This is a genomic window from Polynucleobacter sp. MWH-Svant-W18 (assembly GCF_018687495.1).
In the GTDB taxonomy this organism is placed as follows: domain Bacteria; phylum Pseudomonadota; class Gammaproteobacteria; order Burkholderiales; family Burkholderiaceae; genus Polynucleobacter.
This window is the reverse complement of sequence record NZ_CP061293.1, coordinates 439,099-465,444: the sequence shown is the minus strand read 5'-3', so window position 1 is coordinate 465,444 and position 26,346 is coordinate 439,099. Positions and strand designations below refer to the sequence as shown.

Annotated in this window: 27 protein-coding genes; 15 read left to right on the top strand and 12 right to left on the bottom strand. The window is 46.5% G+C overall.

The features are described from left to right. Positions 1–8: 8 nt before the first annotated feature. The 4 genes from C2757_RS02520 to lysS all read left to right on the top strand — a co-directional run bounded on the left by C2757_RS02520 (position 9) and on the right by lysS (position 5,427). On the top strand, positions 9–977 hold the full coding sequence (locus tag C2757_RS02520; protein WP_251366775.1) for a hypothetical protein: 969 nt from the start codon (positions 9–11) through the stop codon (positions 975–977). Further along, the gene (gene recJ, locus C2757_RS02515; protein ID WP_215375726.1) at positions 974–2,731 is read left to right on the top strand and encodes a single-stranded-DNA-specific exonuclease RecJ; all 1,758 of its coding nucleotides are present in this window, start codon (positions 974–976) and stop codon (positions 2,729–2,731) included. The genes C2757_RS02520 and recJ overlap by 4 nt, the downstream gene beginning before the upstream one ends. A 28-nt stretch (positions 2,732–2,759) precedes the next feature. Then, a protein-coding gene (gene prfB / locus C2757_RS02510) for a peptide chain release factor 2 (RefSeq protein WP_215375723.1) occupies positions 2,760–3,864 on the top strand; the annotation gives its coding sequence in 2 pieces (ribosomal slippage) (positions 2,760–2,831 and positions 2,833–3,864; 1,104 coding nt in all). A 12-nt stretch (positions 3,865–3,876) separates the two neighbouring features. Continuing rightward, on the top strand, positions 3,877–5,427 hold the full coding sequence (gene lysS, locus C2757_RS02505; RefSeq protein ID WP_215375720.1) for a lysine--tRNA ligase: 1,551 nt from the start codon (positions 3,877–3,879) through the stop codon (positions 5,425–5,427). A 67-nt stretch (positions 5,428–5,494) separates the two neighbouring features. Here the strand turns inward: lysS and cysK are convergent, their stop codons facing one another. Together cysK and C2757_RS02495 are read right to left on the bottom strand one after the other, a co-directional pair. Beyond that, entirely contained in the window at positions 5,495–6,469 is a 975-nt protein-coding gene (gene cysK, locus C2757_RS02500; RefSeq protein ID WP_215375717.1) for a cysteine synthase A, read from the bottom strand. Between the two features lie 78 nt (positions 6,470–6,547). Next, positions 6,548–7,030 (bottom strand): disulfide bond formation protein B, encoded by a 483-nt coding sequence (locus C2757_RS02495; protein WP_215375714.1) that lies wholly within the window; start codon positions 7,028–7,030, stop codon positions 6,548–6,550. Positions 7,031–7,198: 168 nt separating this feature from the next. Here C2757_RS02495 and C2757_RS02490 point away from each other — a divergent pair, with 168 nt between their 5' ends. From C2757_RS02490 to C2757_RS02465, 6 genes are all read left to right on the top strand, one after another. Then, positions 7,199–7,975 carry a ferredoxin--NADP reductase gene (locus tag C2757_RS02490; RefSeq protein WP_215375711.1) on the top strand — a complete coding sequence of 259 codons (777 nt, stop codon included), beginning with the start codon at positions 7,199–7,201 and terminating at the stop codon, positions 7,973–7,975. A gap of 106 nt (positions 7,976–8,081) precedes the next feature. Continuing rightward, positions 8,082–8,246 (top strand): hypothetical protein, encoded by a 165-nt coding sequence (locus C2757_RS02485; protein ID WP_215375708.1) that lies wholly within the window; start codon positions 8,082–8,084, stop codon positions 8,244–8,246. A gap of 15 nt (positions 8,247–8,261) precedes the next feature. Then, a complete protein-coding gene (locus C2757_RS02480; protein WP_215375706.1) occupies positions 8,262–9,056 on the top strand; it encodes a sulfite exporter TauE/SafE family protein in 795 nt (264 codons plus the stop codon). Beyond that, on the top strand, positions 9,053–9,781 hold the full coding sequence (locus C2757_RS02475) for a phosphoadenylyl-sulfate reductase (RefSeq protein WP_215375704.1): 729 nt from the start codon (positions 9,053–9,055) through the stop codon (positions 9,779–9,781). The genes C2757_RS02480 and C2757_RS02475 overlap by 4 nt, the downstream gene beginning before the upstream one ends. Before the next feature lie 39 nt (positions 9,782–9,820). Next, positions 9,821–10,744: a sulfate adenylyltransferase subunit CysD gene (cysD, locus tag C2757_RS02470; protein WP_215375701.1), complete on the top strand. Its 924-nt coding sequence runs from the start codon at positions 9,821–9,823 to the stop codon at positions 10,742–10,744. Further along, entirely contained in the window at positions 10,744–12,087 is a 1,344-nt protein-coding gene (locus C2757_RS02465; RefSeq protein WP_215375699.1) for a sulfate adenylyltransferase subunit 1, read from the top strand. Before cysD ends, C2757_RS02465 begins: the two co-directional genes overlap by 1 nt. Positions 12,088–12,232: 145 nt before the next feature. On the opposite strand, the gene fdx is transcribed toward C2757_RS02465, so the two are convergent. The 8 genes from fdx to uvrB form a co-directional block, all read right to left on the bottom strand. Beyond that, positions 12,233–12,571 carry an ISC system 2Fe-2S type ferredoxin gene (fdx, locus tag C2757_RS02460; protein ID WP_215375696.1) on the bottom strand — a complete coding sequence of 113 codons (339 nt, stop codon included), beginning with the start codon at positions 12,569–12,571 and terminating at the stop codon, positions 12,233–12,235. 25 nt (positions 12,572–12,596) lie between these two features. Then, positions 12,597–14,462 (bottom strand): Fe-S protein assembly chaperone HscA, encoded by a 1,866-nt coding sequence (hscA, locus tag C2757_RS02455; RefSeq protein WP_215375694.1) that lies wholly within the window; start codon positions 14,460–14,462, stop codon positions 12,597–12,599. Positions 14,463–14,479: 17 nt separating this feature from the next. Continuing rightward, complete coding sequence (hscB, locus tag C2757_RS02450) at positions 14,480–15,007, bottom strand: Fe-S protein assembly co-chaperone HscB (RefSeq protein ID WP_215375691.1); 528 nt, start codon at positions 15,005–15,007, stop codon at positions 14,480–14,482. Further along, a complete protein-coding gene (iscA, locus tag C2757_RS02445; protein ID WP_215375688.1) occupies positions 14,985–15,308 on the bottom strand; it encodes an iron-sulfur cluster assembly protein IscA in 324 nt (107 codons plus the stop codon). Before iscA ends, hscB begins: the two co-directional genes overlap by 23 nt. A 2-nt stretch (positions 15,309–15,310) precedes the next feature. Further along, positions 15,311–15,697 (bottom strand): Fe-S cluster assembly scaffold IscU, encoded by a 387-nt coding sequence (gene iscU, locus C2757_RS02440; protein ID WP_215375685.1) that lies wholly within the window; start codon positions 15,695–15,697, stop codon positions 15,311–15,313. Positions 15,698–15,727: 30 nt separating this feature from the next. After that, entirely contained in the window at positions 15,728–16,987 is a 1,260-nt protein-coding gene (locus C2757_RS02435; protein WP_371817026.1) for an IscS subfamily cysteine desulfurase, read from the bottom strand. 27 nt (positions 16,988–17,014) lie between these two features. Then, a complete protein-coding gene (locus tag C2757_RS02430; protein WP_215375682.1) occupies positions 17,015–17,584 on the bottom strand; it encodes a Fe-S cluster assembly transcription factor in 570 nt (189 codons plus the stop codon). A 137-nt stretch (positions 17,585–17,721) separates the two neighbouring features. Continuing rightward, on the bottom strand, positions 17,722–19,803 hold the full coding sequence (uvrB, locus tag C2757_RS02425) for an excinuclease ABC subunit UvrB (protein WP_215376786.1): 2,082 nt from the start codon (positions 19,801–19,803) through the stop codon (positions 17,722–17,724). 232 nt (positions 19,804–20,035) lie between these two features. Here uvrB and C2757_RS02420 point away from each other — a divergent pair, with 232 nt between their 5' ends. Genes C2757_RS02420 through C2757_RS02400 form a run of 5 tightly spaced genes read left to right on the top strand, consistent with a single transcriptional unit; the run spans position 20,036 to position 24,388 of the window. After that, positions 20,036–21,235 (top strand): amino acid aminotransferase, encoded by a 1,200-nt coding sequence (locus C2757_RS02420; protein ID WP_215375679.1) that lies wholly within the window; start codon positions 20,036–20,038, stop codon positions 21,233–21,235. A 40-nt stretch (positions 21,236–21,275) separates the two neighbouring features. After that, the gene (locus C2757_RS02415; protein ID WP_215375677.1) at positions 21,276–22,568 is read left to right on the top strand and encodes a polyhydroxyalkanoate depolymerase; all 1,293 of its coding nucleotides are present in this window, start codon (positions 21,276–21,278) and stop codon (positions 22,566–22,568) included. Positions 22,569–22,621: 53 nt separating this feature from the next. After that, entirely contained in the window at positions 22,622–23,314 is a 693-nt protein-coding gene (gene rsxB / locus C2757_RS02410) for an electron transport complex subunit RsxB (RefSeq protein WP_215375674.1), read from the top strand. Continuing rightward, positions 23,314–23,970, top strand: coding sequence for an endonuclease III (gene nth, locus C2757_RS02405; protein WP_215376781.1), 657 nt, complete (start codon positions 23,314–23,316; stop codon positions 23,968–23,970). The genes rsxB and nth overlap by 1 nt, the downstream gene beginning before the upstream one ends. Beyond that, entirely contained in the window at positions 23,957–24,388 is a 432-nt protein-coding gene (locus C2757_RS02400) for a DUF1841 family protein (protein WP_251366774.1), read from the top strand. Before nth ends, C2757_RS02400 begins: the two co-directional genes overlap by 14 nt. Here the strand turns inward: C2757_RS02400 and C2757_RS02395 are convergent. Then, entirely contained in the window at positions 24,385–24,825 is a 441-nt protein-coding gene (locus C2757_RS02395; protein WP_215375671.1) for an HIT family protein, read from the bottom strand. The two genes, C2757_RS02400 and C2757_RS02395, sit on opposite strands and share 4 nt — an antisense overlap. A 113-nt stretch (positions 24,826–24,938) precedes the next feature. Next, the gene (gene aceA, locus C2757_RS02390; protein ID WP_215375669.1) at positions 24,939–26,237 is read right to left on the bottom strand and encodes an isocitrate lyase; all 1,299 of its coding nucleotides are present in this window, start codon (positions 26,235–26,237) and stop codon (positions 24,939–24,941) included. Positions 26,238–26,346: the final 109 nt, after the last annotated feature.

Sequence of the window (26,346 nt, the reverse complement as noted above, 5' to 3'; positions counted from 1 at the left end):
TCAGGGGAATGACTGCACATCCAACCTCCTCCCAAAGCCAACTAAGGCGTTTTACCCTGTTGTTGTCAGGTGAGGACGCATATGACATGGATGAAGGATCTAAGCTTGTAGATCGCCCAACCATAGGACTGCCACATGAGCGTTTCTTACTGGGGAATCTAGCGCCTATCGCCCCAGTCTTGCTCTTAGGTCAAAGTACGGAGGCAATGAATCCTGAGGAAGTCATCGCTTGCTTACAACCCGTTCATTTACATGCAACGCGAGATCATCTGATTTTGATGGGACAAAACCAGATTGATCTGACGGCAACTGAATCTGCTGAACTCCTGAAAGTTGCCCTACCTTTTATTGAAGAAGATTTTCAAAGTCCTGTCTTGTTTAAAGGAGAGCGCTATTGGTTTATTCCAGCGGGTCCATTTGCTAGCCTAGCTAGCTATAGTGTCGATCAAGCCCACGGTCGTAATATTGATTGGTGGATGCCACGAGATACGAATGAGACGGGCATCGCAAAGCGCTGGCGCAAACTCCAAAATGAAATCCAAATGCTTTGGCATATTGGTTCCGTAAATGAAGAGCGTGAACAGCGCGGCATGCCGAGTATTAATTCTTTATGGATTAGTGGTATTGGTAAATTGAATGATGTGCAAATCCCTGAGGTAATAAAACAATCGCGCCATCTTTATGGGCCTCACCCCCTGCTTGCTGGTTTGGCAAAGCTATTGAGCCTTCCTTACTCAAATCAATTGAGTGGTCATGAGATGGCGGGTGCGTTTGCCTGGCTCGAGCATCCAGCAACGATCTGGCCAACATTGAGTGCTGCACTACTAAATAAAGAATTAGATGAAGTGCTGCTGATTGATTTCCCGAATGGAAAAGTACGTCAGCGATGCTTCACCATTAAAGACCTAAATAAAAAATCATGGGCATTCTGGAAAAAAGCAGAACCCCTGACATGGCAAGAGATCATTTCTTCATGAGTCTTTTCTCGCAACGCCCCTTTTCAGAGCGCACGGCAAGCTGGTTACAGCAAAGCGGTTTACACCCACTACTCGCCAGACTCTATGCGGCTCGAGGCCTAGAATCCCCCGAAGAACTCTCACTCGAATTAAAAAACCTCATCTCTCCCACCGAGCTCAAGAATTGCCTCAACACAGCAACTTTATTGGCAGATATCCTGGAGCGTAAAGAGCCTATGCTCATCGTTGCAGACTATGACTGTGACGGTGCTACTGCTTGTGCAGTAGGTCTGCGTGGCCTACGGATGCTTGGTGGAGCAGAAACTCCCATTCAGTTTCTGGTACCGAATCGCTTTACGATGGGTTATGGCTTAACACCTGAAGTAGTTGAGCTTGCCGCACAACAAATCCCCAAACCCAAATATCTGATTACTGTTGATAACGGCATTGCTAGTGAAGCTGGTGTCGACCGTGCTCGCGAGCTTGGTATGGAAGTGATTGTGACTGATCATCATCTACCCGGTGATCGCCTTCCAAATGCGACCGCTATCGTCAATCCCAACCAACCTGGCTGTAGTTTTCCAAGCAAGGCACTTGCTGGGGTTGGCGTGATGTTTTATCTCTTAGTTGCTTTGCGTGCCGAACTACGTCAGCGTGGAAAATTTACCAACGAAACACAACCTAAAGTTGAAAACTTATTAGATCTCGTTGCCTTAGGCACTGTTGCCGACGTTGCCCAACTAGATCGCAATAATCGCGTGCTGGTCTCTAATGGCTTAAAACGAATACGGGCCGGAGTTTCACAGCCCGGTATACAAGCCTTATTCCAGGCTGCAGGACGAGATCCTCGTAAGGCCAATGCCTTTGACTTGGGCTTTGCCATTGGCCCCCGCCTTAATGCTGCTGGGCGCTTAGCGGATATGACTTTAGGGATACGTTTACTACTGACAGATAACGCTGAAGAAGCGATGACGCTGGCCCAAGAACTAGATCGCATTAATCGCGAACGGCGGGTCATTGAAACCGGTATGCAAGAAGCAGCACTTGCGCACCTTGCTGAAGATCAATTGGCTGGAACCATTGCACAGCGCACCAGCATCTGCCTTTGGAATCCAGAATGGCATCAAGGGGTGGTTGGCATTGTGGCCTCACGCCTAAAAGAGCGCTTCAATCGCCCTGCCATTGTCTTTGCTCCAGCTGATGGCAATACAGGTGAGGAGCTACGTGGGTCAGGCAGATCACTAACAGGATTTCATTTGCGCGATGCTTTAGATTTAGTTTCTAAACGTGAACCTGGTCTCATTTTGAAGTTTGGTGGCCACGCAATGGCAGCCGGCTTAACTATACGCAAAAGTGATTTTGATAAGTTTGATGCTTGTTTTCAGGAAGTAGCAAGCAGCCTCTTGAATGATGAATTACTAGAGCGGCGCCATGCTCATGATGGCGCCCTAGAAGCTTCTGAGTTCACTCCTGAAATTGCCGATCTTCTTGCCGAAGAAATCTGGGGCCAAGGCTTTCCGCAGCCAGTATTTTATGGAGAGTTTGAGATTGCCCAACAAAGCCTCATGAAAGAAAAGCACCTGCGTCTGATGCTCCAGCCAATTGGCGGGAATCCTGGCAACAAGCCAATCACCGGGGTTTGGTTCAATCGTACCCAAAGCCTGCCAGCTAAAGCCAAACTGGCTTATCGGCTAGTGACCGATCGCTACCAAGGACAGGCCCGTATCCAACTCATGATTGAGGCACATGACGAGAGCCACGCAATCTCCAAGTAGAGTGCAATAACCCCCTTATAATTAGGGGATGGAAGCTGAACAACTAAACACTATTTCAAATACCTTGTCCGATCTGCTCACCCGTGAGCAAGCTCTTCGGGGGTATCTTTGACTTCGACGTAAAGTCACGTCGCCTTACTGAAGTCAACTCGATACTAGAAGATCCCACTATTTGGGATGATCAAAAGAAAGCGCAAGCCCTCGGCAAAGAAAAGAAATTGCTTGATGGCGTGGTTGCTACTCTCACTGATTTAAATACCAATATCACCAGCGCTCTGGAGCTCTTTGATATGGCTAAAGAAGAAGGTGATTTCGATACGATTGCTGCGATTGAGTTAGATGTTGAAACCTACAGCAAGATCATTAACGATCTTGAGTTCCGCCGCATGTTTCACAATGAGATGGACTCCTGTAATTGCTTTATTGATATTCAAGCAGGTGCTGGCGGTACAGAAGCCTGCGATTGGGCTAGCATGCTGTATCGCCAATATCTCAAGTATTGCGAACGTAAGGGCTACAAAACTGAAATCCTGGAAGAATCTGATGGTGATGTTGCGGGTATCAAGAGCGCTACCATCAAAGTAGATGGTGAATATGCTTACGGACACCTTCGCTCCGAGACTGGCGTACATCGCTTAGTACGAAAGTCCCCATTTGATTCCTCTAATGGTCGCCACACCTCTTTTGCATCGATCTATGTTTATCCAGAGATTGATGACTCGATTGAAATTGAAGTTAATCCTGCCGACATCCGCACTGATACCTATCGTGCTTCGGGTGCTGGTGGTCAGCACATTAATAAAACTGACTCAGCAGTACGCCTCACCCATATGCCCACAGGCATTGTGGTGCAGTGTCAGAACGACCGTAGCCAACACCGTAACCGTGCAGAAGCCATGACCATGCTCAAGTCACGCTTATACGAACATGAGATGCAAAAGCGGCGCGCTGAACAAGACAAGTTGGAGGCCAGCAAAACGGATGTAGGCTGGGGTCATCAGATCCGCTCATATGTATTGGATCAAAGCCGCATTAAAGATTTACGCACTAACGTCGAGATCTCCAATACCCAAAAAGTATTGGATGGAGATCTCGATGCCTTTATCGAAGCCAGCCTGAAGCAAGGCGTTTAATTACCTATCTATATGAACGATAAAACCAATTTAGGCACTACACCAGCTACAGAAGCGGTGGATGAAAATCACATCATTGCAGAGCGTCGTGAAAAACTGGCCAAGTTACGCGAGAACGGGGTTGCCTTTCCGAATGATTTTGTGCCGACCCATTTAGCAGCAGATTTGCATACGCACTATGACAGCCTCACCAAAGAAGAACTGGCTGCGAAGAAAGTTCATGTAAAGATGGCTGGCCGAATGGTACTCAAACGCGTGATGGGTAAGGCAAGCTTTGCCACCATTCAAGATCGCAGTGGTCAAATTCAGTTCTACATCAGCGATGAACTTAGTGGAGCCGATACCCACGGTGCATTTAAGCACTGGGATATGGGCGACTTTATTTCGGCCGAAGGCAATCTCTTTAAGACCAACAAAGGCGAGCTCTCCGTTGAGTGCAGCAATTTGCGTTTGTTGAGTAAGTCGCTGCGTCCTTTGCCAGATAAATTCCATGGCCTATCTGATCTTGAGACCAAATATCGTCAGCGTTATGTAGACCTCATTGTGAATCCAGAGAGTCGCAATACTTTTAAAGCCCGCAGCAATGCGATTGCTTCATTACGTCGCCATATGCTTGACGCCGACTTCATGGAAGTCGAAACCCCCATGCTCCACCCCATTCCAGGTGGCGCAGCAGCTAAGCCATTCATTACCCACCACAACGCACTCGACATGCAAATGTTCTTGCGTATCGCGCCGGAACTCTACCTCAAGCGTTTGGTAGTCGGTGGTTTTGAACGCGTCTTTGAAATCAACCGCAACTTCCGCAACGAAGGTGTGAGCCCACGTCACAATCCAGAATTCACCATGATGGAATTCTATGCAGCCTATACAGATTACCGTTGGTTGATGGACTTCACAGAAGGTTTGATTCGTGCAGCAGCGATTGATGCGCAGGGTACCGCAGTGTTGACCCATCAAGGTCGTGAACTGGATTTAAGCAAGCCATTCCATCGCCTAACGATTAATGAAGCAATTCTCAAGTATTGCGGTCAGTCCGGCAAGAACTACGAAGTGGCTCAATTAGCTGATGCTAACTTCATTCGCGCTGAATTGAAAAAGGGTGGCGAGAATCCAGATGCCCCAACACTCAAGAACGCAGGTATCGGCGCCCTGCAACTTGCTTTATTTGAATTGGTTGCTGAAGAGCATCTTTGGGAGCCAACCTACATCATTGACTATCCAATTGAAGTGAGCCCACTTGCTAGAGAGTCAGATACCCGCCCTGGTATTACAGAGCGCTTCGAATTATTTATCACAGGTCGCGAGATTGCCAATGGCTTCTCAGAACTCAATGATGCAGAAGATCAAGCCAATCGCTTTCGCAAACAGGTAGAGCAAAAAGAAGCTGGTGACGAAGAAGCAATGTACTTTGATCATGACTTCATTCGCGCCCTTGAATACGGCATGCCTCCAACTGGTGGCTGCGGTATTGGTATCGATCGTTTGGTTATGCTACTTACTGATGCACCAAATATTCGTGACGTGATCTTGTTTCCGCACTTACGTCGTGAAGAAGAGTAATCATTCTCAAAATAAAAAAGGCACCCGAGGGTGCCTTTTTTATTGCCCAGCAATAGCAATAAATTCCTTACGCTGGCAAACCTTTTTCATCAAACACACCCTCAAACAAGGCTGAACTCAAGTAACGCTCAGCAGTGTCTGGCAGAACAACAACGATTGTTTTACCTGCGTACTCAGGCCTTTTGGCAAGACGTACAGCCACTGCAGCTGCAGCTCCGCAGGAGATACCCACCAAAATGCCCTCTTCTTTAGCAATGCGGCGAGCAAATTCAATCGCTTCTTCATTACTCACTTGCTCAACTTTATCCACTACAGATAAATCAAGATTATCTGGAACGAAACCAGCGCCAATGCCCTGGATCTTGTGTGGAGCTGGCTTGATCTCTTCACCATTAAGTTTCTGAGTAATCACCGGACTCGTGGTCGGCTCTACCGCTACTACCTCGATATTTTTTTTCTTAGTATTTTTAATATAACGGCCAACGCCAGTGATAGTGCCACCTGTTCCAACACCTGCAACAAATACATCTATCTTGCCATCGGTGTCTTCCCAAATTTCTGGGCCGGTGGTCTTTTCATGAATCGCCGGATTCGATGGATTACTAAATTGTTGGAGCAATACATACTTTTTAGGATCGGACTCTGCAATCTCCTTGGCTTTGGCAACTGCACCATTCATGCCTTTAGGGCCTTCAGTCAAAACAATTTTTGCCCCCAAAGCAGTGAGCAGCTTGCGACGCTCAATACTCATCGTCTCTGGCATGGTGAGCGTCAGTGGAATACCACGAGCTGCAGCCACGAAAGCCAATGCGATCCCAGTATTGCCGCTGGTTGGTTCAACCAGTTCTTTGCCCGGCCCAAGCAAACCCTTTTCTTGGGCATCATTGATCATTGCTACACCAATACGACACTTCACAGAGTAGGCAGGATTACGGCCTTCAATCTTGGCGAGCACAGTCGCTTTTGCTCCATCAGTCACGCGGTTTAGACGAACTAAAGGTGTGCGACCAATGGTCTGGGAGTTATCAGTAAAGTAAGTCATCAATATTCCTCAATGCAATCAGTATGTGTAGATCTTATGGGTTAAAACGAATCCTGTAAAAGATGGGATTGTTATTAGCTAAGCACGAGATTTTCTAAAGAAAGTGAATAGCAGTATCAATAACAACACTCCAAACCAAAGCAAAGACCATTCTGGCACTTGCAAACCTAGAATAGCTGGAAGCTTTGCTGAACAAAGTCCATCGGCCTTAAATAGCCAAGGCAAGGCATTGGCTAATTGAAATTGGTTAATCCATGTCTCGAGTGGATCGATGCCACAAGAATCGCCAGGATGGGATAAGAGCCAAACATGATGCCCTGCGATCATTACCCCATACCCCGCCGCCAAGATGGCTATGCCATGGAAAAACTTTCTGAGAGGCGCAATACCAGCGGCTAGCAAACAGGAAATGCCCACTCCAAGATATCCAACCCTTTGCAAAACACATAAAGGGCAAGGTAAAAAACTGACGCCCTGATAACCGGTCTGCTGCAGAGTGACTGCAAAGACCACCAGTCCGAAGCTAAATAAGGAGAGACAAAGGCATTGGGATCGAGTCATATTCAAATAATAGCGGGCTCTATGTAGAAGGCCTTAAATTCGGGCTCTTTATTACTAAAAGTCTGATCTATATCACTACAGAGTCCTATTTTTCAGAGGATTGGTCCTGAAATCGACCTCTAAGAATGGGATAATCATCGTTTTGCCTCTTTTAACCAATACGCATTTATGGCCGCATACAACACCGAAACCGTTCTGACTGTTCACCACTGGAACGACACCCTCTTTAGCTTTACTACCACCCGTAATAAGGGCTTGCGCTTTCGTAGTGGCCACTTCTTGATGATTGGCCTTGAAGTAGACGGCAAACCATTAGTACGCGCCTATAGCGTTGCCAGCCCTAACTATGAAGAACATTTGGAATTCTTGAGCATTAAGGTTCAAGACGGTCCACTGACATCACGCCTCCAGAAGATTCAAGTTGGCGACCCTATCTTGGTAAGCGAAAAGTCCGTTGGTACATTGGTATTGGATGATTTAAATCCAGGCAAGCATCTCTACCTATTTAGTACTGGCACTGGCTTGGCGCCATTCATGAGCATCATTCGTGATCCGGAGACTTATGATAAGTTTGAAAAAGTAGTTTTGATTCATGGCGTGCGCTTAGTAAGCGAATTGGCTTATGCCGACTACATCAGAGATGAACTTACTCAAGATGAGTATCTTGGTGAACTCATTCGTGAAAAACTGATCTACTACCCAACTGTGACACGCGAAGCATTCAAACATACTGGTCGTCTCACTACTGCAATTGAATCTGGTCAACTCTTTAAAGATATTGGCTTGCCACCACTTGATCCAGCAGTAGATCGTGCAATGATCTGTGGCAGCCCATCCATGCTTAAAGAAACCTCAGAGATGTTAGATGCCAAGGGCTTTAAAGTCTCACCAAGCCTTGGCCAAATGGGCGATTACGTCTTTGAACGTGCGTTCGTAGAGAAGTAAACAATCTATATACCTTAAAGTAATTTAGATATCGCTATATATTCCTTGTAGATATATAGACCCCTTGGTACATTGATCCTAACAAGATATTTACCAAGGAATTTCGATGTCCCCGGTCCGTGAGCATTACAACCCTGTCATTACCCAACTATTAAGGGAGCATGATCGTCTGCCCCATGACAAAGTTGCAGAACGTAAAAACTTTCAACGCCAAATTCTTTTTCTGATGAATGCCATCAAGCTCGAAGAATTCGAACAGTCATTCGCATAAACAGGAAAAAAGATCATGATTCAATTTTTTATAGACTCCTCTCAATTCATTATTTCTGGCGCGCTTGTTGGCCTCTTGGTTGGCATGACTGGTGTTGGGGGCGGATCCCTGATGACGCCATTGCTGACCATTATTTTTGGAGTTGCGCCGACTACTGCGGTTGGCACTGATTTGGCATTTGCTGCAATTACCAAAGGTTTTGGTACAGCAGCACATCGGCTTCATGGAAATGTTCGCTGGGATATTGTTCGTCTGCTTTGCATGGGTAGCCTAACAACCGCAATCATCTCTATCGTGGCTTTGAAATTTATAGGCCCCGTTTCTAAGAATTTCAATCACATCATTAGCATTTCCATTGGTATCTCTGTATTACTCACTGCAGGCTCCCTACTTTTCAGAGCAAAAATTTTGAAATGGGTGCAAGAAAATCCTAGTTTTTTACCAAGCGGCACAAACTTGAAAGCAGCGACCATTATTGTTGGAGCGGTGATTGGTGTCTTAGTAACAGTTTCCTCCATTGGCGCAGGTGCAATTGGCGCAACCTTGATATTGGTTCTCTATCCTTACTTAAAACCTGCACAAGTTGCTGGCACTGATATTGCCTATGCGGTTCCCCTCACTGCCTTAGCTGGTTTAGGGCACTGGTGGCTCGGAAATGTGCACTTTGATTTACTGTTTGGTTTATTAATTGGATCGGTACCAGCAATCTGGCTTGGCGCTAAACTCTCAAGCACGCTTTCAGAAAAAGTGACCAGAACAACTCTGGCCGCAACCTTATTTTTAGTTGGAATTAAGTTAGTTTCCTCATGATTACCCCAGAATTTTGGTCAATTCCACCAAGCACCCTAACGCCAGATCAGCTTGCTGAAAAGTCTGCTGCTCTCAAGCAGCGTCTAGTAGGTATTTCCAATCGCTTTTCTGATGTTCGCTTTGCAACCAGTCTCGCTGCAGAAGACATGGTGATTACCGATGCTATTGCTAAGGCTAGTGCCAAGATTAAGTTATTCACATTAGCGACCGGCCGTCTTCATCAAGAAACTGTGGATATGGTTAGAACGACTGAAAATCATTATGGCGTCAGCATTGAAAAAGTCTACCCTCAAGATTCCGATGTACAAGCCTTTGTAGATCAATATGGCATGAATGGTTTTTACGATGGTGAAGAGCCCAAGAAAGCCTGTTGCGGTGCACGCAAGATCAAACCACTGAATGCAGCGTTGCTTGGTGCCGATGCCTGGATCACTGGCCAACGCCGTGAGCAATCAACCACTCGCACCGAACTCAATTTAGAAGAACTGGATGATGCAAGAGGCATTGCGAAGTTCAATCCCTTATTTGATTGGAGTGAGGCCGATATTTGGGCCTACATCCAACAAGAAGATGTACCGATTCACCCTTTGCACTTGAAGGGCTACCCCAGCATTGGCTGTGAGCCCTGCACTCGTCAGGTGAAGAAGGATGAAGATATTCGTGCTGGCCGCTGGTGGTGGCTACAAAGCGATAGCAAAGAATGTGGCTTGCACGTCAATCAATAATTCATTCACCATTAAAACTTAGCAGAAACTATTTACAGAATGTCAGAACAAAAATTACTGGATGATCATTTAGATTGGCTTGAAGCTGAGTCGATCTATATCATTCGTGAAGTAGTAGCACAGTGCTCCAACCCAGCCATGCTCTTCTCGGGTGGCAAAGACTCTATCGTCATGTTTCATCTAGCACGTAAGGCTTTTCAATTTGGTGATCGGCCTGTGAAGCTGCCATTTCCAATATTGCATATCGATACTGGTCATAACTACCCTGAAGTCATCGCTTATCGCGATGCCGTAGTTGAAAAGACCGGTGTAAAGCTGATTGTTGGTCACGTTGAGGACTCCATCAAAAAGGGTACTGTGCGATTACGCAAAGAAACTGACTCACGCAATGCCGCACAAGCAGTGACTTTGCTAGAAGCCATTGCCGAACATGAATTTGATGCTCTGATGGGTGGTGCTCGTCGCGATGAAGAAAAAGCTCGCGCCAAAGAGCGCATCTTCTCCTTCCGCGATGAATTTGGTCAATGGGATCCTAAGGCACAGCGCCCTGAACTCTGGAATCTTTACAACGCTCGCATCGCCAAAGGCGAGAACATGCGTGTATTCCCAATCTCCAATTGGACAGAACTCGATATCTGGCAATACATTGCCCGAGAAAAGCTTGAACTTCCAAGCATCTACTACACCCATCAACGTGAAGTCGTGAAGAAGAACAATCTTTTAGTGCCTGTGACCGATGTGACACCAAAAGCCCCTGGCGATATTAGCGAGATTCTCAGTGTGCGCTTCCGGACTGTTGGGGATATTAGCTGCACCTGCCCGGTATTGAGCACTGCAGCCAACCCACTCGAAATTATTGCCGAGACTGCAATTACTGAAATTACCGAACGTGGCGCAACCCGCATGGATGACCAAACGAATGAGGCCTCCATGGAGCGCCGCAAGAAAGAAGGTTACTTCTAATGACTACCAATCAAAATCAAAACGTTGTGCGCTTCATTACTGCTGGTAGCGTCGATGATGGCAAAAGTACACTCATCGGCCGCTTACTGTATGACACTAAGTCTATTTTGGTAGATCAACTGGAATCTCTTTCCAAAACCAAGCATGCTCGTGTAACGTCATCTGACGCCGGCGTTGATTTAGCCCTCTTGACGGATGGTCTTGAGGCTGAGCGCGAGCAAGGTATCACCATTGATGTGGCTTACCGCTATTTCTCAACCCCAAAGCGTAAATTTATTGTTGCTGATGCCCCAGGCCACGAGCAATATACCCGCAATTTGGTTACTGGCGCATCGCAATCCGATGTGGCTGTGATCTTGGTTGACGCAACCCGCGTTGACCTTAATACCACTCCAGCAACCTTGTTAGCGCAAACCAAACGTCATGCAGCGATTGTTCATCTATTGGGACTCCGTCATGTAGTCTTTGCCATCAACAAGATGGACTTATTTGATTTTGATGAAAAAGTCTTTAACACCATCAAGACTTCAATTGAAGATCTCACCCAAAAGATTGGCTTACCTAAACCAAGTTTGATTCCGATTTCTGCATTGCTTGGCGCTAACGTCGTTACTGCCAGTAAAAATACTCCTTGGTATAAAGGCCAAACCCTGCTTGAGTGGTTGGAAAGTCTTGATACTAGCCCTGAATCTGAAAAACTCGCTCTCCGTTTCCCCGTGCAATATGTAGCCCGTCAAGACGGCAGTGCGTCAGATGATTTCCGAGGCTACCTTGGTGAAATTGAATCTGGCTCGATTCGTAAGGGTCAAAAAATTAAGGTACTGCCTGCTGGCTCAGAGGCTACTGTTGCTGAGATTTACTTAGGCAATCGTGCCAGTCATGAGCAAACCAATGGTAATAATTCTGTTGATTCTGCACAAACTGGGCAAGCGGTTGCAATTCAACTGTCTGAGGATATCGACGTCTCCCGTGGATCACTATTTATTAGCGCGGAAGATAGCAAACCACCAGTACTGAGCAAACAACTCTCAGCAGATTTGTGCTGGCTTGATAGTGAGCCGCTGTCATTAAGCCGTAAATATGCTTTGCGTCATACTACTAATACAGTTGGGGCAAAAGTCAAAAATATCCAGAAAGTATTGGATGTCCAAACTCTCTCACATGCAAGCGATGTTCAGGCTCTCTCTACCAATGAAATTGGAAGAGTCGATTTTATTTTGCAAAAGCCCATCGTTGCAGACCTATTCGATCAATCACCACGCACTGGTGCATTTATCTTGATCGATGAAGCAACCAACCATACAGTTGCAGCAGGCATGATTCGGGAAGCAATAGCGCAATAAAGAAAAGCCACCCCGAAGGATGGCTTGAAAGAGTTTTTTGGAGGTACTACTTAAAGAACAAACTACAAGTTCATATTAGTCCTCTATGACAAAGCTATGACAGGACTTTGCATCAAATTGAGCGGTAATGCTTTAATTTGGTGCATTAATGATTCTCTTTGGCATGGTTTATGGAATATTTCGGTATCTCAATCACCAAATTTTCCCTGGCAACAATGGCTTGGCAAGATAAACGAGATTGAGGATTGAGGCCCCAAGCGCGATCAAGTAAATCTTCCTCATTTTCATCCGGAGGGTTTAGGCTCTGATAGCCCTCTTTCACGATTACGTGGCAAGTGGTGCAGGCGCAGACCATATCGCAAGCATGCTCAATCGGAATGTCATTCTCTAGCAAGGCCTCACAAATCGATGTGCCAGGTGCAGCTTCTACTACCGCCCCTTCTGGGCAATATTCACTATGGGGTAATACAACGATTTGGGTCATGATTCTTTTTGATTTTCTTTAGGATTTAAATCTCAGCAACATTTTTACCAGACAATGCTTTCTGTATGGTGGCATTCATACGCATTTGCGCAAAGTCATCGGTTGCTTTAGCAGCATGATCAACCGCCTTGCGAACTACCGCACTATCAGTCTCTTCATTCAGAATCTTTTGTAAAGCGGCCATCTCATGATCAATCACCTCTTGCTCTACTGCACTCAGAAGATTTCGGTCGCTAGCCAATGCAGTTTGCACTGCATCCAGCAACCGTTGAGCATTGACTTGTTCTTCTCTCAATGATCTTGCGAGTAAATCTTCTTTTGCCGCTGCAAAACCATCTTGCAACATGCGAGTAATCTCGCTATCCGTTAATCCATAGGAGGGCTTAATATCAATCGATGCTTGGACGCCAGAGCCTTGCTCTATCGCACTTACAGACAATAGACCATCTGCATCCACCTGAAACGTTACCCGAATTCTTGCAGCGCCAGCGGCCATCGCCGGAATACCGCGCAACTCAAATCTCCCCAAAGAGCGGCAGTCTTGCGCCAGTTCACGTTCACCCTGCACTACTTGAATCGCCAATGCGGTTTGACCGTCTTTGAAAGTCGTAAAGTCTTGCGCTCTAGCAACCGGAATGGGCGTATTGCGTGGAATAATTTTTTCTACCAAGCCGCCCATGGTTTCCAGACCAAGAGACAGTGGGATGACATCTAACAAGAGCCACTGATCATCCTTGCTTTGATTACCCGCAAGGAGGTCAGCCTGCATTGCCGCGCCCAGCGCAACTACTTGATCAGGATTGAGATTGTTGAGCGGCTTAGTTCCAAACAACTCTCCAACAGCCCTCTGCACATTCGGCATGCGAGTAGAACCACCTACCATCACGACACCTTTAATATCTTCAGACTTCAAGCCGGCATCACGCAAAGCTTTTTTACAAGCTGTGAGGGTCTTCGCAACTAAGTTTTGAGTGATCTCAAAGAATTGAGCCTGGCTCACACCGACATTCACTACAGTACCGTCAGCAAGCGTTTCATGAACACGCGCTAAGGGGTTATGGCTAAGTGACTCTTTAGCCTGTTTACAGGCTTGCAGCAGTTTGCTGTGATCATGAATGGATAAGGGGGGCAATTTAGCTTGCTCAATGACCCAGCAATAAAGACGATGGTCAAAATCATCGCCGCCTAAGGCTGAGTCTCCACCAGTCGAGAGCACTTCAAACACACCTCTACTCATTCTCAGAATGGAGATATCAAAGGTGCCACCGCCTAGGTCATATACAGCGTAAACGCCTTCAGAGGCATTATCTAAACCATAGGCAATAGCAGCTGCTGTTGGCTCATTGAGCAGGCGAAGCACTTCAATACCAGCTAGCTTGGCAGCATCTTTAGTTGCTTGACGTTGTGCATCATCAAAATATGCAGGCACAGTAATCACTGCGCCCACAATATCATCTGACACAGAGTCTTCAGCTAGCTGACGTAAGCGCGCCAAGATCTCCGCTGAAACCTCAATCGGACTCTTTTCACCAGCCACTGTTTTTAGCTTTAGCATGCCAGGCTGATCAACAAAATCGTAGGGCGTGCTTTCAATATGTTCTACGTCTTGCACACCACGGCCCATGAATCGCTTCACTGAAACAATCGTATTTTTAGGATCTATCACCACGCTCTCAAGCGCTTCAAAACCAGCCTGAGTTCTGCCGTTTGGCAGATAACGCACTACGGATGGGAGCAGCTCTCTTCCTTGGGAATCCGGCAGCACTTTAGGCAAGGCATCGCGCACGATGGCCACCAAAGAATTGGTAGTCCCTAAATCGATCCCCACGGCAATGCGACGCTGATGGGGTGCAAGAGACTTACCGGGTTCAGAAATTTGTAATAAGGCCATAAGAACTCGAGTGTAATTCAGGCTAGTGCTGCAATAGCAGCATCAAGCTCAATAGCGAACTTATCAATAAAGAGTAAGCCTCTCAATAGTTCGGCAGCACGCTGATAATTTTTAGCGCCATCGATGGCCTGGGTAATTTCTGCCAGAGTATCTTCCTTGGCAACTTCTACCTCTGCCATCAGATTTTCCAAGGCCGGTAGATCCTCTGCTTGCTCATCAAGGTTTTCACGCCATTCCATTTGCTTCATGAGGAAGGCTGCTGGCATCGCGGTATTGGTTTCGAGCTTGGCATCAACCCCGTGTAGTTGGCAGATGTAGAGGCCGCGCTGAATAGGATTTTTGAGAGTCTGAAAGGCAGTATTCGCTAAAGTTGCCATCTGCATCGACAAGCGCTGCTCCGCATCACTACCCTGAGCATGACGATCGGGATGAACTTCTTTCTGGATTGACAGATAAGCCTGATCTAAGGCAGCTAAGTCGATTTTGAATTGCTGATTTAGGCCAAAGAAGCGAAAGTAATCGTCAGACGCGGAAGGATTCGCCACAACCACACTCGTCTTTTACATTTGGGTTTTGAAACTTAAAGCCCTCATTCAAACCCTCACGTACAAAATCCAACTCGGTGCCGTCCAAATACGCCAAACTTTTTGGATCAACAAACACTTTGACGCCATTGGATTCAAATGCTTGATCTTCTGCTGCGGGCTCATCAACATACTCCAATTGATAAGCTAAACCAGAGCAACCCGTAGTGCGAACACCCAAACGCAAGCCACACCCCTTGCCGCGCTTCTCAAGGTTGCGCTTCACGTGTGCAGCTGCTTTGTCAGTTAAGGTAATTGACATGATTATTGTGCAGGATGCTTTTCTTTGTAATCAGCGACTGCTGCTTTGATAGCATCTTCTGCCAAGATTGAGCAGTGAATTTTTACAGGGGGCAATGCCAACTCTTCAGCAATCAAAGAATTCTTAATCTCCAAAGCCTGATCTAAAGTTTTTCCTTTAACCCACTCGGTAACCAGTGAAGAAGATGCAATTGCAGAACCACAACCGTAAGTCTTGAACTTAGCATCTTCAATCACACCTTGGTCATTTACGCGGATTTGTAGTTTCATGACGTCGCCGCAAGCTGGCGCGCCAACCATCCCAGTGCCAACACTATCGTCACCCTTTTCGAAGGAGCCAACGTTACGGGGGTTTTCATAATGATCGATGACTTTGTCGCTATATGCCATGGTATTTCCTCTTTAATTTCTCTATATCTTTTAGTGTGCAGCCCATTGAATCGTGCTTAAGTCGATTCCGTCTTTAAACATTTCCCACAGTGGTGAAAGCTCACGCAACTTAGCAATCTTCTCTTTTACCAACTTGATCGTGAAATCCACTTCCTCTTCAGTGGTAAAGCGGCCAAGAGTAAAACGAATTGAACTGTGAGCCAATTCATCATTACGACCTAAAGCACGCAATACATAAGAAGGCTCTAGAGACGCAGATGTACAAGCTGAACCGGAAGAAATTGCCAAGTCCTTGAGTGCCATCAACATAGATTCCCCTTCAACATAGTTAAAGCTAATGTTGAGGTTATGGGGAACACGATGGTCCATGTCGCCGTTGACATAGACTTCTTCAATATCTTTTAAGCCATTTAACAAGCGATCGCGCAGTGCACGAATGCGCTTATTTTCTTCAGCCATCTCAATGCGAGCAATGCGAAATGCTTCACCCATACCGACGATCTGGTGAACCGCCAAAGTGCCAGAGCGCATACCGCGCTCATGACCACCACCATGAATTTGAGCTTCGATACGAATACGGGGCTTGCGACGCACAAACAAGGCGCCGATACCTTTTGGACCATAAGTCTTGTGGGCAGAAAAACTCATTAAATCAACTTTGATTTTTTCGAGATCGATTTCTACCTTGCCAGTCGCTTGTGCTGCATCGACATGAAAAATCACGTTACGTGAGCGACATAAGTCGCCGATGCGAGGTATGTCTTGCACTACACCGATTTCATTATTGACATACATGACTGAGGCCAAAATCGTGCCAGGCTTCATCGCCGATTCTAGCTGTGCAAAATCAATCAAGCCGTTTGGTAATACATCCAAATAGGTTACTTCATAGCCTTCACGCTCAAGCTCACGGCAAGTATCTAAAGTAGCCTTGTGCTCAGTTTTAACGGTAATGATGTGATTGCCACGATCTTTGTAAAAATGCGCAGCACCCTTGAGGGCCAAATTAATACTCTCGGTAGCGCCACTGGTAAAAACGATCTCTCTTGGATCGGCATGTACAAGTTGGGCAACCTCTGAACGCGCCCACTCGACAGCCTCTTCAGCAGCCCAGCCGTAGGCATGACTGCGAGAAGCAGCATTACCAAATTGCTCACGCAAGTACGGCAACATTTTGTCGACGACCCGAGGATCAATTGGGGTAGTAGCTGAATAGTCCATATACACGGGAAAGTGCTTAGGACTAAACATCGGAACCGGTTGCTGTGGCAGGTCTTGTGGTGCGTTCATGATTTACTTATTGTTGAATAACTTCTATTAACTTTGGCGCGCCAGATTAAATACAGAATTCACTAGCGGCGCCTTAGCGGGAACTTCTTTTTTCGCTGCAAGTGCTGGGGCTGTCTTTGCAGCCTTACTACTTTCAACTTTGATTTTCTTTTGACGCATATCCTGAATGACTACTCCGCGCCCTTCTTGCTGTTGCACTAAGTCGCGCAAACTCACCGAGCTTAAGTACTCAACCATTTTGAGATTCAGGTTGCTCCAGAGATCATGAGTCATACAGTGACCGTGTTGATCTTCATCGCTATGACAATTGCCTTTTCCGCCGCATTGAGTGGCGTCTAATGGCTCATCAACCGCCACAATAATGTCAGCCACACTGATTTCGTCAGATTTGCGCGCTAGGGTGTATCCACCCCCAGGTCCGCGAGTGCTCTCAACAATATTGAAGCGGCGTAATTTGCCGAACAATTGCTCTAGATAGGAAAGGGAGATCTTTTGTCTCTGGCTAATTCCAGCCAAAGTTACAGGACCATGCGCTTCGCGCAGGGCTAAATCGATCATTGCGGTTACTGCAAAACGGCCTTTAGTGGTAAGTCTCATATGTCACCTTGGTAATGGATTGTTATGGACAGCTAACAGTCAGGTGGGTAATACCCGACCATTCCACTCAACTTTACCATATGACCCAGCAAACTGCTCGGGAATTATCCCAAATAACCCTGATGGAATCCAGAAAATCAGCCTATAGAGTCCCGGGAACGAGCCCCAAAGGCCATTTCCTTGACCTTAGTGAGGCGATCACGGGTGCTGGCGGCCTTCTCAAACTCCAAATTCTTGGCTTCGGCATTCATTTGCTTCTCTAGACGCTTGATTTCACCCGCTAGGTCCTTCTCACTCATATCCTCATAGCGCGCCCGCTCCTGCTCGACCTGCATCTCCTGGCGCTTCTCCTTGACGTCATAGACGCCATCAATAATGTCCTTAATGCGCTTTTGCACCCCTTTGGGCTCTATGCCGTGGAGCTTATTAAAGGCAATTTGCTTGGTACGGCGTCTTTCAGTCTCGCCCATGGCGCGTTTCATGGAATCGGTAATCCGATCAGCGTACAAAATGGCTTTACCGCGTACATTGCGGGCTGCGCGACCAATCGTCTGAATCAAGCTGCGTTCAGAACGCAAGAAACCCTCTTTATCGGCATCCAAAATGGCCACCAAAGATACCTCTGGAATATCCAAACCTTCACGTAGCAAGTTAATACCTACCAATACATCGAATACGCCCAAGCGCAGGTCACGCAAAATTTCTACGCGTTCAACGGTGTCAATATCAGAGTGGACATAACGTACCTTTACGCCGTTATCAGAAAGGTAATCAGTTAGCTGCTCAGCCATGCGTTTCGTCAGTACAGTCACTAAAACACGCTCACCCACTTTGACACGTTCATGAATCTGACCGAGTAAATCATCTACTTGCGTGCTTGCAGGTAGCACTTCAATTTCTGGATCAACTAAGCCAGTTGGTCGCGCTACTTGTTCAACGACTTGACCTTGATGGGTATTTTCGTAATCAGCAGGAGTTGCAGAAACAAAAATGGTTTGACGCATCTTTGTTTCGAACTCTGTAAATTTAAGTGGGCGGTTATCCATTGCTGAAGGCAAGCGGAAGCCAAATTCCACTAAAGTATGTTTGCGCGATTTATCGCCGTTATACATCGCATTGAGCTGTCCAATCAGGACATGACTCTCATCTAAGAACATCAAGGCGTCGTTTGGTAAATAGTCCACCAGGGTAGGTGGGGCCTCACCGGGGGCAGCCCCTGATAGGTGGCGGGAATAGTTCTCAATCCCCTTGCAAAAACCTAATTCATTGAGCATTTCCAGATCAAAGCGGGTACGCTGCTCTAAGCGTTGCGCTTCTACTAACTTACCATCCTTCACAAACTCATCTAAGCGTGTGCGCAATTCAGTCTTAATCGTTTCGATTGCCTTCAGAACCGTTTCGCGTGGCGTGACATAGTGCGAACTTGGATATACCGTAAAGCGCGGAATCTTTTGACGGATCTTGCCAGTAAGCGGGTCAAAGAATTGCAAACTCTCGACAACGTCATCAAATAATTCAACGCGGACAGCCAATTCATTATGCTCAGCTGGAAAAATATCAATCGTGTCACCGCGTACCCGAAATACACCGCGCTTGAAATCGGTTTCGTTACGGTCGTATTGCATCGCAATCAAGCGCATCAAAATATCGCGTTGGCTCATTTTGTCGCCAGGACGAAGTGTCATCACCATACTGTGGTAATCACCGGGATTTCCAATGCCGTAGATTGCAGAAACAGTTGCTACGATTATGACGTCACGACGCTCTAATAAACTCTTGGTTGCCGATAAGCGCATCTGCTCGATGTGCTCATTAATCGATGAATCTTTTTCGATGAAGAGGTCGCGCTGGGGAACATAGGCCTCAGGCTGGTAATAGTCGTAGTAACTGACGAAGTACTCCACCGCGTTTCTAGGGAAAAACTCCCTAAATTCACTATAGAGTTGAGCAGCCAAGGTCTTATTTGGGGCAAAAATAATGGCTGGGCGTCCAGTCCTGGCGATCACATTGGCCATAGTGAAGGTCTTTCCAGACCCAGTCACACCTAGGAGGGTTTGGAAGGTTAAGCCGTCTTCAATCCCTTCGACCAAGGCCTGAATCGCCCCTGGCTGATCCCCTGCTGGTGGGAATGGCTGATAAAGCTGATAAGGCGAGTCTGGAAAACTGACAAATTTAGCCGGATCAAGGTCGTGACCCGCCTCACCCAAGGGATCGGCCATGGGTTTCTTGAGCTCTTCTTTTATCGCAGAATTTGGTTCAATTTTGGGGGACTTAGGGGGCATCTCGGCTATCATTTCATCTGTGAGTTGTCTTCACAGCGAATTTTGTACAAACAATGATTTTGCCGTTTTTATTTGGAAATAGTTGATCCTGACTTCAAAAACAGACAATTAAACTCAATTTAACGTCAATTACGAGTAAAACCCTCCCTAAACAACCTTTTTGACCCCAATGACCCTGTTTACCTCTGTCCAGTTAGCCCCTAAAGACCCTATTTTTGGCCTCACAGAAGCCTACGTTGCAGATCAACGTTCTGACAAAGTAAATCTTGGTGTTGGTGTGTATTACACAGACGAAGGCAAGATCCCTTTACTAAAAGCAGTGGTTAAAGCAGAAGAGGAGCTTGTTGCCAAGCATTCACCTCGCGGCTACATTCCAATCGAAGGTCCAAATCCCTACAACAGCGCCGTTCAAAATCTTTTGTTTGGTACGAACTCTGCACTACTCAAAGATGGTCGCGTTGTCACAGCTGAATGTATCGGCGGTACAGGCGCCTTACGTGTTGGTGCAGACTTTATTAAGCGCCTCAACCTCAATGCACCTTGCGCCATTAGCAACCCAACATGGGAAAACCATCGCGGTATTTTTGAGGCTGCTGGATTTGAGGTTGTTGAGTACACCTACTTTGATAGCAAGACACACGGCGTAGATTTCACTGGCATGGTGAAGTCTTTAGAGTCCCTCCCAAAGAACACCACTGTTCTTTTGCACGCCTGCTGTCATAACCCAACTGGTGCAGACATTACTGAAGCGCAATGGCGTCAAGTGATTGATATCTGCAAAGCGAAGGGTCTGATTCCCTTCTTGGATATGGCTTACCAAGGCTTTGCGGCAGGCATTGAACAAGATGGTCTGGCAGTGCGCCTCTTTGCTGAATCCGGCATGTCCTTCTTTGTTTCCAGTTCTTTCTCAAAATCGTTCTCACTTTATGGTGAGCGTGTTGGCGCCCTATCGATTGTGACTGAAAGCAAAGAGGAATCAGCTCGTGTGATGTCACAATTAAAGCGCGTCATCCGCACAAACTATTCCAATCCGCCAACTCATGGTGCTGCAATTGCAGCAGCGGTATTAACTTCACCAGAACTTCGTAAGCTTTGGGAAGATGAGTTGGCTGAGATGCGTACTCGTATCAAAACAATGCGTCATGAGCTAGTTCAAAAACTCTCTGCCGCTGGTGTGAAAGAAGATCTTTCATTCATCGAAGAGCAACGCGGAATGTTTTCTTACTCAGGCTTAACGGCTGAGCAAGTTGAGCGCCTTCAGAAAGAAGACGGTATTTATGCCCTCTCCACTGGACGTATTTGTGTTGCAGCGCTCAACACAAAAAATATTGATAAAGTTGTAAAAGCAATAGCCCGCGTATTGGCCTAACAAGGTGTCATAAGCGGTTAACAGAATTACCGGAGGTTCCATGCTATATCAGTTACACGAGTTCCAAAAAGCATTGCTTCAACCCATGAGTTCATGGGCACGCGCCGCCTCTGAAGCGCTCATCAATGCCTCTAACCCAGCATCTAAGGTTCCGGGATCCGAACGTTTAGCTGCCAGCTATGAATTGCTCTACCGCTTAGGTAAGAGCTACAAAAAACCCGAATTTGGTATTCGCTCTGTAATGGCTCATGGTCATGAGGTTGCTATTCATGAGGTCACTAAGCTCTCAAAACCATTCTGCAATTTAGTGCGCTTTAAACGCTTTTCTGATGATGTTGAAACCATCAAGGCACTGAAAGATGATCCTTCTGTATTGGTAGTTGCTCCAATGTCCGGGCACCACGCCACTTTGCTACGCGATACCGTACGCACGCTTTTACAAGATCACAAGGTCTATATCACCGACTGGATAGATGCGCGCAATGTTCCACTGGAAGATGGCGACTTTGGTCTCGATGACTATGTGCATTACATCCAAGAATTTATCCGCCACATTGGCGCAGAAGATTTGCATGTGATCTCCGTTTGTCAGCCAACAGTTCCGACATTGGGCGCTATCTCACTCATGGCTTCTGCTGGCGAAGCAACTCCAGCTTCGATGATCATGATGGGCGGCCCAATTGACGCCCGTAAATCACCAACAGCGGTAAACAACTTGGCCGAGCAAAAGTCTTACGACTGGTTTGAAAGCCATGTGATCTATAAAGTGCCGCCATCTTATCCTGGCGCTGGTCGCAAAGTCTATCCAGGCTTCTTACAACACACTGGCTTTATTGCCATGAACCCACAAAACCATTTGCAATCCCATTGGGACTATTTCCAAAATCTCGTGCGTGGTGATGAGCAAGATACTGATGCACATATTCGTTTCTATGATGAATACAACGCGGTATTAGACTTAGATGCGAAGTTTTATCTAGATACGATCAAGACGGTGTTCCAAGACTATGCTTTGCCAAATGGCACTTGGACAGTTGCAGGCGATCTCGTGAAGCCACAAGATATTCAAAAGACTGCGTTGCTTACTGTTGAAGGTGAGCTAGATGACATTTCCGGAAGTGGTCAAACCCGCTCAGCGCACGGCCTGTGCTCTGGCATCCCTAAAGAACACAAAGACCACTATGAAGTAGCTGGTGCAGGACATTATGGTATTTTTTCTGGACGTCGCTGGCGCGAAAAGGTGTATCCAAAAATTAAATCCTTTATTCGTGACCACCAAGTCGTGAATAAAAGAAATCACACTAGACCGCCTAGCTTAGAAGGCTCTAACTAAATACCAATGAGTGGGGGCTAAGGCCCTCACTTTTTTGATGTATTCGTCCAGCAATGAAAACCGCACAAGCGAACGAACTTACTGATCGCTTGGAGGATATCCTTCCTCAAACCCAATGCACGAAATGCGGCTATCCAGATTGCAGAGGCTATGCTGAAGCTCTCGCTAGCGGTGAAGCACTACCAAATCGGTGCCCTCCTGGAGGCGTTGAAGGCATTCAAAGGCTCAGCACGATTCTGGCTCCAATCTATCCCCAAGACACCTTTGAGCTGCACCCCACAATTGATCCTGCGTGCGGTATAGAACGTCCTAGGCCGATAGCCTTCATCGACCCACAAAAATGTATTGGTTGCACCTTATGTATTCAGGCATGCCCAGTTGATGCCATTGTGGGAGCTTCCAAACAAATGCACGTCGTTCTCACGGAATGGTGTACTGGTTGTGATTTGTGTATTCCGCCCTGCCCAGTCGATTGCATCAGCATGATTGATGTCACCGGTGGTCAAACTGGTTGGAACGCATGGTCAAGCGATCTGGCAGATATTTCGCGTAAACGCTATCACGATCGAGAGCAACGTCTTGATAGAGAGAAAAAAGATAACGATGAGCGTTTAGCTAAAAAGGCAGCCGCAAAATTAGCAGCAGTAAATGCTGACCAGCCAAGATCGGATGCAGAAAAGCAAGAACAGGAACGCAAACGCGCCATCATTGCTGCAGCTATTACTCGGGCACAACAACAAAAATGATGAACCCAGAAAAACGGCGAGCTTTTTTTGAGCAACTCAAGGCCAATAATCCAAAACCCACCACAGAACTCGAGTACACCTCCCCATTTGAGTTACTTATTGCCGTTTTACTCTCCGCACAAGCAACAGATGTCTCAGTCAACAAAGGTACGCGCAAACTTTTCAAGATTGCCAATGCTCCACAAGCCCTATTAGATTTGGGAGAGGAAGGGGTAAGGCCCTTTATTCAGCACATTGGTTTATTTAATTCTAAGGGCAAGCATATTCAAGAAACTTGTCGCTTGTTAATCGATCAGCACGCAGGAGAAGTGCCGCAAACTCGGGAAGAATTAGAAGCTCTACCAGGGGTAGGTCGAAAAACAGCAAACGTGATTCTCAATACCGCATTTGGGCAGCCCACTATTGCAGTCGATACTCATATCTTTAGAGTGTCGAATCGAACCGGCTTAGCACCGGGCAAAGATGTGGCGAAGGTTGAAGAACAATTACTAAAACGGGTGCCCAAAGAATATCTTTTGGATGCCCATCATTGGCTTATTTTGCATGGCAGATACACTTGCAAAGCACGCAATCCAGATTGCGCCCAATGTATAGTTGAGCCACTATGTAGCTTTAAACAAAAAACTGGCAAGGGAAAAGTTCGTGGCAATATTTAATCCAACCCGTGAAGAGGTGCGACGCTTTTTCTGCGACACTTGGAAGAAGAAAACGGATGGTCACATTCTTGATTCCATGGAAACTATGGCTAGCGATTGGATGGCAGAACATCCTGAATACCATGCCATCCTCTCCGATCCTGAGGGCGCTTTAGAGCAGGACTACACACCAGAACGGGGAGAAACCAACCCCTTCTTACATCTTTCAATGCACCTTTCGATTAGCGAACAGATCTCGATCAATCAGCCGCCAGGTATTCGGGAGATTGCTGAAAAACTGACTCAAAAAACAGGTTCAAAACACGAGGCACAACACCTCATGATGGAATGCTTAGGGCAGGTAATGTGGGAAGCCCAGCGCGACGGTGGGCAGCTTAGTCCAGACAAATATCTCGAGGCGCTTAAAAAACTAGCCTAAATTAAAGAAGCAATCTCCGCTTTAATTGCATCAGGTAATTGGGCAGCTTTTCTTTTTCGCTCCTCTAAAACAGCTGCGGGAGTTTCTTGAACTCTTTGAGACCAAGCAGTGCTGGGATAAAAAGCATCGTCTTTATATCTCGGGATGACATGCCAATGAATATGCGGAACCATATTTCCTAGTGAAGCAACATTCACCTTATCGGGATGCATGATGTGACGTATTGCCTCTTCTACGGCAAACACTAAAGTCATGAGGTGCTCACGCTCACCATAGCTCAGATCTGTCATCTCAGGGACATGTCGATTCCAGATCACCCTGCAAAAACCTGGCAGATCAGGATCATTTACGAGGATGACACGACAGTCATCACCACGCCAAATCAACTGGCCCTCTTCGGGCTTGAGATCATCTTTACAAAGTGTGCAATTTGCCATGGGAAGAATGTATACGAAAACGGCATCTAAGTCACCCTTGTGGGGTAATTTAGATGCCGCGGCAGTAAAGGCACAGTAGTACTGCGCTGCTACTACGTACTACTTAGGGATTCTTAATGGAACTGCTCTTCTTCAGTAGAACCAGTCAGTGCAGTTACAGAAGACTTGCCACCTTGAATCACGGTAGTAACGTCGTCGAAGTAACCAGTACCAACTTCTTGCTGATGTGAAACGAAGGTATAACCACGATCACGTGCAGCGAATTCTGGCTCTTGAACTTTCTCAACGTATGCAGTCATGCCACGCTTAGAGTAGTCTTGCGCCAAGTCGTACATGTTGTACCACATCGAGTGGATACCAGCGAGAGTAATGAATTGATATTTGTAACCCATTGCACCCAACTCACGTTGAAACTTCGCAATCGTTGCATCGTCCAAGTTTTTCTTCCAGTTAAAAGATGGTGAGCAGTTGTAAGCCAACATCTTGCCTGGGAACTTCGCACGAATAGCTTCAGCAAATTGACGAGCAAATTCAAGATCAGGTGTACCTGTTTCACACCAAACCATATCAGCGTAAGCAGCGTAAGCTAAACCACGTGAAACCGCTTGGTCCAAGCCCTTACGAGTCTTGTAGAAACCTTCTGGTGTGCGCTCGCCTGTCAAGAATGGCTTGTCGTTTTCATCATAGTCAGAAGTCAACAAATCAGCCGCTTCAGCATCGGTACGGGCCAAGATGATGGTTGGCACGCCCATTACGTCTGCGGCCAAACGTGCAGAGATCAATTTCTGTACAGATTCTGCTGTAGGCAACAATACCTTACCGCCCAAGTGACCACATTTTTTCACTGAAGACAATTGGTCTTCGAAGTGAACGCCGGCAGCACCTTGCTTGATCAATGCTTTACTCAATTCAAATGCATTCAATACACCACCGAAGCCCGCTTCAGCATCGGCAACGATTGGTGCGTAGTAATTAATATAGCCAGCATCGCCTGGGTTAATGCCTTTAGCAGTTTGAATCTCATCAGCACGTTGAAATGAGTTATTAATACGCTCAACCATCTTAGGTACTGAATCCACTGGATACAAAGATTGGTCTGGATACATCGCTGCATAAGAGTTACCGTCAGCAGCAACTTGCCAACCAGACAAATAAATTGCTTGAATACCTGCTTTAACTTGCTGCATTGCTTGACCACCAGTCAAAGCACCTAAGCAGTTAACGTAAGCTTCATTGTTTACCAAGTCCCAAAGCTTCTCAGCTCCATGCTTAGCCAATGTGTGCTCAATCTTTAATGAACCACGCAGACGAACAACGTCTTCTGCTGTGTAGCCACGGGTAATACCTTTCCAACGTGGGTTGGTATCCCAATCTTTTTGAATTGCTGCAATTTCTGCTTTGCGATCTGCCATGTTTTTCTCCCTAAGTTAAACAGGTACTTCAATAATGTTGGACCATTTGGACTGATGAAGAAGCCAATCAAGTCTTATGTCTTATATAAGAGTTTAGACACTTCAAGAA

What these genes read in the sequence shown, in the direction of transcription:
- C2757_RS02520 (WP_251366775.1), top strand. Translation starts at nt 9, where the DNA reads ATGACTGCACATCCAACCTCCTCCCAAAGCCAACTAAGGCGTTTTACC.
- recJ (WP_215375726.1), top strand. Translation starts at nt 974, where the DNA reads ATGAGTCTTTTCTCGCAACGCCCCTTTTCAGAGCGCACGGCAAGCTGG.
- lysS (WP_215375720.1), top strand. Translation starts at nt 3,877, where the DNA reads ATGAACGATAAAACCAATTTAGGCACTACACCAGCTACAGAAGCGGTG.
- cysK (WP_215375717.1), bottom strand. Translation starts at nt 6,469, where the DNA reads ATGACTTACTTTACTGATAACTCCCAGACCATTGGTCGCACACCTTTA.
- C2757_RS02495 (WP_215375714.1), bottom strand. Translation starts at nt 7,030, where the DNA reads ATGACTCGATCCCAATGCCTTTGTCTCTCCTTATTTAGCTTCGGACTG.
- C2757_RS02490 (WP_215375711.1), top strand. Translation starts at nt 7,199, where the DNA reads ATGGCCGCATACAACACCGAAACCGTTCTGACTGTTCACCACTGGAAC.
- C2757_RS02485 (WP_215375708.1), top strand. Translation starts at nt 8,082, where the DNA reads ATGTCCCCGGTCCGTGAGCATTACAACCCTGTCATTACCCAACTATTA.
- C2757_RS02480 (WP_215375706.1), top strand. Translation starts at nt 8,262, where the DNA reads ATGATTCAATTTTTTATAGACTCCTCTCAATTCATTATTTCTGGCGCG.
- C2757_RS02475 (WP_215375704.1), top strand. Translation starts at nt 9,053, where the DNA reads ATGATTACCCCAGAATTTTGGTCAATTCCACCAAGCACCCTAACGCCA.
- cysD (WP_215375701.1), top strand. Translation starts at nt 9,821, where the DNA reads ATGTCAGAACAAAAATTACTGGATGATCATTTAGATTGGCTTGAAGCT.
- C2757_RS02465 (WP_215375699.1), top strand. Translation starts at nt 10,744, where the DNA reads ATGACTACCAATCAAAATCAAAACGTTGTGCGCTTCATTACTGCTGGT.
- fdx (WP_215375696.1), bottom strand. Translation starts at nt 12,571, where the DNA reads ATGACCCAAATCGTTGTATTACCCCATAGTGAATATTGCCCAGAAGGG.
- hscA (WP_215375694.1), bottom strand. Translation starts at nt 14,462, where the DNA reads ATGGCCTTATTACAAATTTCTGAACCCGGTAAGTCTCTTGCACCCCAT.
- iscA (WP_215375688.1), bottom strand. Translation starts at nt 15,308, where the DNA reads ATGTCAATTACCTTAACTGACAAAGCAGCTGCACACGTGAAGCGCAAC.
- iscU (WP_215375685.1), bottom strand. Translation starts at nt 15,697, where the DNA reads ATGGCATATAGCGACAAAGTCATCGATCATTATGAAAACCCCCGTAAC.
- C2757_RS02435 (WP_371817026.1), bottom strand. Translation starts at nt 16,987, where the DNA reads ATGAACGCACCACAAGACCTGCCACAGCAACCGGTTCCGATGTTTAGT.
- C2757_RS02430 (WP_215375682.1), bottom strand. Translation starts at nt 17,584, where the DNA reads ATGAGACTTACCACTAAAGGCCGTTTTGCAGTAACCGCAATGATCGAT.
- uvrB (WP_215376786.1), bottom strand. Translation starts at nt 19,803, where the DNA reads ATGGCCGATCCCTTGGGTGAGGCGGGTCACGACCTTGATCCGGCTAAA.
- C2757_RS02420 (WP_215375679.1), top strand. Translation starts at nt 20,036, where the DNA reads ATGACCCTGTTTACCTCTGTCCAGTTAGCCCCTAAAGACCCTATTTTT.
- C2757_RS02415 (WP_215375677.1), top strand. Translation starts at nt 21,276, where the DNA reads ATGCTATATCAGTTACACGAGTTCCAAAAAGCATTGCTTCAACCCATG.
- rsxB (WP_215375674.1), top strand. Translation starts at nt 22,622, where the DNA reads ATGAAAACCGCACAAGCGAACGAACTTACTGATCGCTTGGAGGATATC.
- nth (WP_215376781.1), top strand. Translation starts at nt 23,314, where the DNA reads ATGAACCCAGAAAAACGGCGAGCTTTTTTTGAGCAACTCAAGGCCAAT.
- C2757_RS02395 (WP_215375671.1), bottom strand. Translation starts at nt 24,825, where the DNA reads ATGGCAAATTGCACACTTTGTAAAGATGATCTCAAGCCCGAAGAGGGC.
- aceA (WP_215375669.1), bottom strand. Translation starts at nt 26,237, where the DNA reads ATGGCAGATCGCAAAGCAGAAATTGCAGCAATTCAAAAAGATTGGGAT.